Annotated in this window: 4 protein-coding genes and 1 pseudogene; 3 read left to right on the plus strand and 2 right to left on the minus strand. The window is 69.5% G+C overall.

What is annotated here, in order from left to right; all coding sequences use genetic code 11:
- A partial coding sequence (gene arfB, locus DM816_RS40765; RefSeq protein ID WP_117215790.1) for an alternative ribosome rescue aminoacyl-tRNA hydrolase ArfB occupies positions 1–323 on the minus strand: 323 nt, incomplete at its 3' end.
- Positions 324–428: 105 nt separating this feature from the next.
- Complete coding sequence (locus DM816_RS40770; RefSeq protein WP_117215791.1) at positions 429–851, minus strand: OsmC family protein; 423 nt, start codon at positions 849–851, stop codon at positions 429–431.
- Positions 852–934: 83 nt separating this feature from the next.
- Between DM816_RS40770 and DM816_RS40775 the strand changes: the two genes are divergently transcribed.
- From DM816_RS40775 to DM816_RS40785, 3 genes and pseudogenes are all read left to right on the plus strand, one after another.
- On the plus strand, positions 935–1846 hold the full coding sequence (locus DM816_RS40775) for an SDR family oxidoreductase (protein WP_342768806.1): 912 nt from the start codon (positions 935–937) through the stop codon (positions 1844–1846).
- A gap of 260 nt (positions 1847–2106) precedes the next feature.
- On the plus strand, positions 2107–3054 hold the full coding sequence (locus DM816_RS40780; protein ID WP_117215793.1) for a hypothetical protein: 948 nt from the start codon (positions 2107–2109) through the stop codon (positions 3052–3054).
- Between the two features lie 50 nt (positions 3055–3104).
- Positions 3105–3869, plus strand: a pseudogene (locus tag DM816_RS40785) (tetratricopeptide repeat protein); the annotation flags it as partial.

Raw genomic sequence — 3869 nt, forward strand, 5'->3', positions numbered from 1 at the left:
GGCCTGCGCGGCGGCCCGGGTGGCGCGACCGCCTCGCGCAGCAGCGCGGCCAGCCGCATCCGTGCGGCCTGCCGGTTGGCCAGCTGCGCCCGGTGCTCGCTCGCGGTGATCGTGATCACGCCGTCGACCAGGCGCCCGGCGAGCCGCTCGATGGCCCGCTCCCGCAGCGGCGAGGGCAGATTGGCCAGGTCGAACGACAGCTCGACCCGGCTGTCGGCGGTGTTCACGCCCTGCCCGCCGGGGCCGGAGCTGCGCGAGAACCGCTCGGTCAACTGTGCCGCGGGGATCACGAGCCGCTCGGTCACCTGCAGATCGTCGGCCATGCGCACATTATGCCGGTGGCCCCGTGGCACTGGCTTCTTCAGGCGAAGCCGTGCTCTTGGGGCGCGGGTGAGGCTCATCGCGAAGCGTTGAACCTCACCCGCTGCTCAGGCAAGGCTGGCGTTGAGGGTGATTTCGGCGCCGGGAGAGAGCAGCCGGGAGATCGGGCAGGTCGCCTTGGCGTCCTCGGCGATCTTGTCGAACTCGCTCTTGTCTATGCCAGGCACCGTTGCGTTGGTGACAAGGTCGATCTTCGTGACGGTCATGCCGGCGTCCGTCTTCTCCAGGTGGACGTTGGCCGTCGTCTCCACCGACGTTGGTGTGAAACCGGCCGTGGCCAGCTTGTTGGCGAACGCCATGGAGAAGCATCCGGCGTGGGCGGCGCCGATGAGCTCCTCGGGGTTGGTCCCCTCACCCTCCTCGAAGCGGGACTTGAACGAGTAGTTCCCCTCGCCGAGACCCGTCTTGATGGTGCCGGAACCCTCGGGAAGATTTCCCTGCCAGCGGGCTGATGCTTTGCGAATAGGCATATCTGGAGACGCTATCTCACCGTCCACGAGCGGTCGCGCGCACGGCCCGTGGAATGTCGGACCTCTGTGCGAGGATGCCGGGTGTGAGACTTGACGGCAAAGTTGCGCTGGTCGCGGGCGCGACGCGGGGGTGTGGCCGGGCGATCGCGGTGGAGTTGGGGCGCGCCGGGGCGACGGTCTATGTGACCGGCCGGACCGACCGGCACCACCGGTCCGAGATGGACCGGCCGGAGACGATCGATGAGACCGCCGAGCTGGTCACCGCCGCGGGCGGGGTGGGCATCCCGGTGCGGGTCGACCACCTCGAGCCCGACCAGGTGGCCGGTCTCGTGCAGCGGGTCGAGGCGGCGCACGACCGGCTCGACGTGCTGGTCAACGACGTGTGGGGCGGCGACATGTTCACCGAGTGGGGCAAGCCGCTGTGGGAGCATCCGCTGGAGCGCGGGCTGCGCCTGCTTCGGCTGGGCATCGACACGCACATCATCACCAGCCACGCGGCGCTCCCGCTGCTGATCCGCCGCCCGGGCGGTCTGGTCGTCGAGGTGACCGACGGCACGGGGTGGTTCAACGAGGCCAACTATCGCGACTCGTTCTTCTACGACCTGGCCAAGGTTTCGGTGCAGCGGCTGGCCTTCGCCCAGGCTGCCGAGCTCAAGCCCTACGGCTGCACGGCCGTGACGGTGACGCCCGGTTTCCTGCGCTCCGAGGCGATGCTCGACGGGTTCGGCGTGACCGAGGCCAACTGGCGCGACGCCGTGGCCAAGACGCCACACTTCGCCCTGTCCGAGACCCCGACCTATCTCGGCCGCGGCGTTGCCGCGCTGGCCACCGACCCCGACGTGGCGCGGTTCGCGGGCAAGACGCTGTCCAGCGGCGACCTCGCGGCCGAATACGAGCTGACCGATGTGGACGGTTCCCGGCCCGACATCTGGCGCTACTTCGCCGACCACGGCGCCACCGAAACCACCCCCATCGACCCCACCCCCTACCGCTAACCACCCTCCGCGCCTCGGGCCTTCTCGGGTCGATCATTAACTTACGTCCATGTTCGGCGCGTGTCGCGGCACCAACGTCATGATCGACGCGGGGGCGGCCCGGCCACGTGGCGTCCCGAGCGGTCCCGGCGGGTGGTGTGCGCGCTCGACACCGGGCGCCGCCCGCGGGCCAGGGCACCATCAGCGAATCGACATCCGGAAGTATCCCGTCGATACCGCTGCGATATCCAAAAATTATTGTGTACCGATAGCGTGCGCGCATGTTTGCCCGCATCCTCACCGGCTTTACCGTCCTCATTGGAGCGACGCTCGCGCTCGCGCAGCCCGCGACCGCCGTGCCGACCGACGCCGCGCTCGCGCTGCGCTGGGCACCGGTGCACTACCAGGACTCCGACAGCAGCGACTACGACGCCGACTATCTGTCCAGGGTGGACTTCGACGGCGACTGGATCGCGCAGAACAACTGGGAGGCGCAGGACGACAGCGTGTCCCGCCTGATCGGCGCCGTCTACTACTCGGTGGTCGAGACCTCGACCCATTGGCACCTGGTGTACGCCTATTATCACCCGCGCGACTGGGAGGACTACCCCGACCCGTTCGGCCAGTACACGCACGAAAACGACATGGAGGGCGCGCTGCTGGTCGTGCGCAAGGACGGCAGCGAGTACGGCGTGCTTGAGGCGATGGTGACCGTGGCGCACACCAACTTCTACTCCTACACACCGCCGGGAAGCCCCTACACCGGTGGGCGGGAGAACGTCGACGGCACGATCTTCATGCAGTCCCACAACGGGGTGTCCCGCCCGACCACCCGCCAGGAGGCCAAGGGGCACGGCTGCTACGCCTGGAACGGCACGGACTTCCCGGGCGGCGACGGTGTCGTGTACTTCCCGTCGTCGGGCGCCGGCGAGGTGCCTTCGGGCGGCAACGATCGCTCGGTCGGGTACCGGCTGATCGATATCTTCGACGCGAGCGGGCTCTGGGCGCACCGTTCCGACTCGGCGACGTTCGCCGGCTTCGGCACGTTCCGCGGGGACAACGGCAAGGACAACGCGGCGAACGCACCATGGGGCTGGGACGACGGCGACGACGGCTCCGACCTGCAGCGCGGGCTGCTCGCCACCGATCCCGCCAAACTCGTGTCCATCTATTTCGCGAACGAGGGCAATTTCGCGCTGACCTACACCCGGAATGCCTATCGCGCGTGAACGCATGTCCAGCTGAGGCGGCTATCCCAAACCACTGCCATACTTTCGAGGTGTCGTTGCAGCGCCGTCACGGGGTAGCCGTCCTCAACCAAGCCCGCGCGCACGTCGACGCGGGTGAGCTGGCGGCCGCGCAGGAATTGCTCAGTCAGCTGCTGGCGACCTTGCCGGCCGATCCGCGCAAGGCAAGACCCGCCGAGGCCGAGGCGGTGGCGCTGCAGACGGGCGTCCTGCTCAGCCTCGGCGACGCGCATGCCGCCCGCGGCTGGGCCGCCTACGGCCATGCGATCTTCCGCCGGCTGTATGGCGACCACGACCGGCGCACTTTGCACACCCTCGGGCTGCTCGCCGCGGTCCTGACCCGGGTGGGGGCGCACGGTCGCGCGGCGCAGCGGTACCAACATCTGATTGAAATCTTCAGCGAGCTCGATGGCCCGGGCTCGGAGCGGGCGCTGGCGGCCAAGGCGGATCTGGCCACCGTCGAGCACGCACGCGGCCAGTGCGCCCCGGCGCGGCTGCGGCTCGCCGAGGTCATCGAGGAGCACCAGGCCCAGTTCGGCGTCGCGCATCCGGTCGGGGTGCGCATGTTGGCACGTCTGGCCGCGATGTGGCGCGACTGCGGCGAGCTTGCCGAGGCGCAGGGCCTGCTTGCCCAGGCGCGGGCCAACGCCGCGGGGCTCGGGCGCGAGGTGCACGAGCTGCTGGCCACGGCCGCCGTGACCCCGGCCGACCCGAATCATGTGTGCGCCTCGACGCCCCTTCCCGCCGAGCCGGCGATCCCGGAAGTGGAGATCGCCGAAGTGCCGGTACCGGTGCCG

Source organism: Allorhizocola rhizosphaerae, assembly GCF_003426775.1.
Classification (GTDB): Bacteria; Actinomycetota; Actinomycetes; order Mycobacteriales; family Micromonosporaceae; genus Allorhizocola; species Allorhizocola rhizosphaerae.

Coding starts and splice junctions, on each gene's coding strand:
- DM816_RS40780 (WP_117215793.1), top strand. CDS start 2,107: ATGTTTGCCCGCATCCTCACCGGCTTTACCGTCCTCATTGGAGCGACG.
- DM816_RS40770 (WP_117215791.1), bottom strand. CDS start 851: ATGCCTATTCGCAAAGCATCAGCCCGCTGGCAGGGAAATCTTCCCGAG.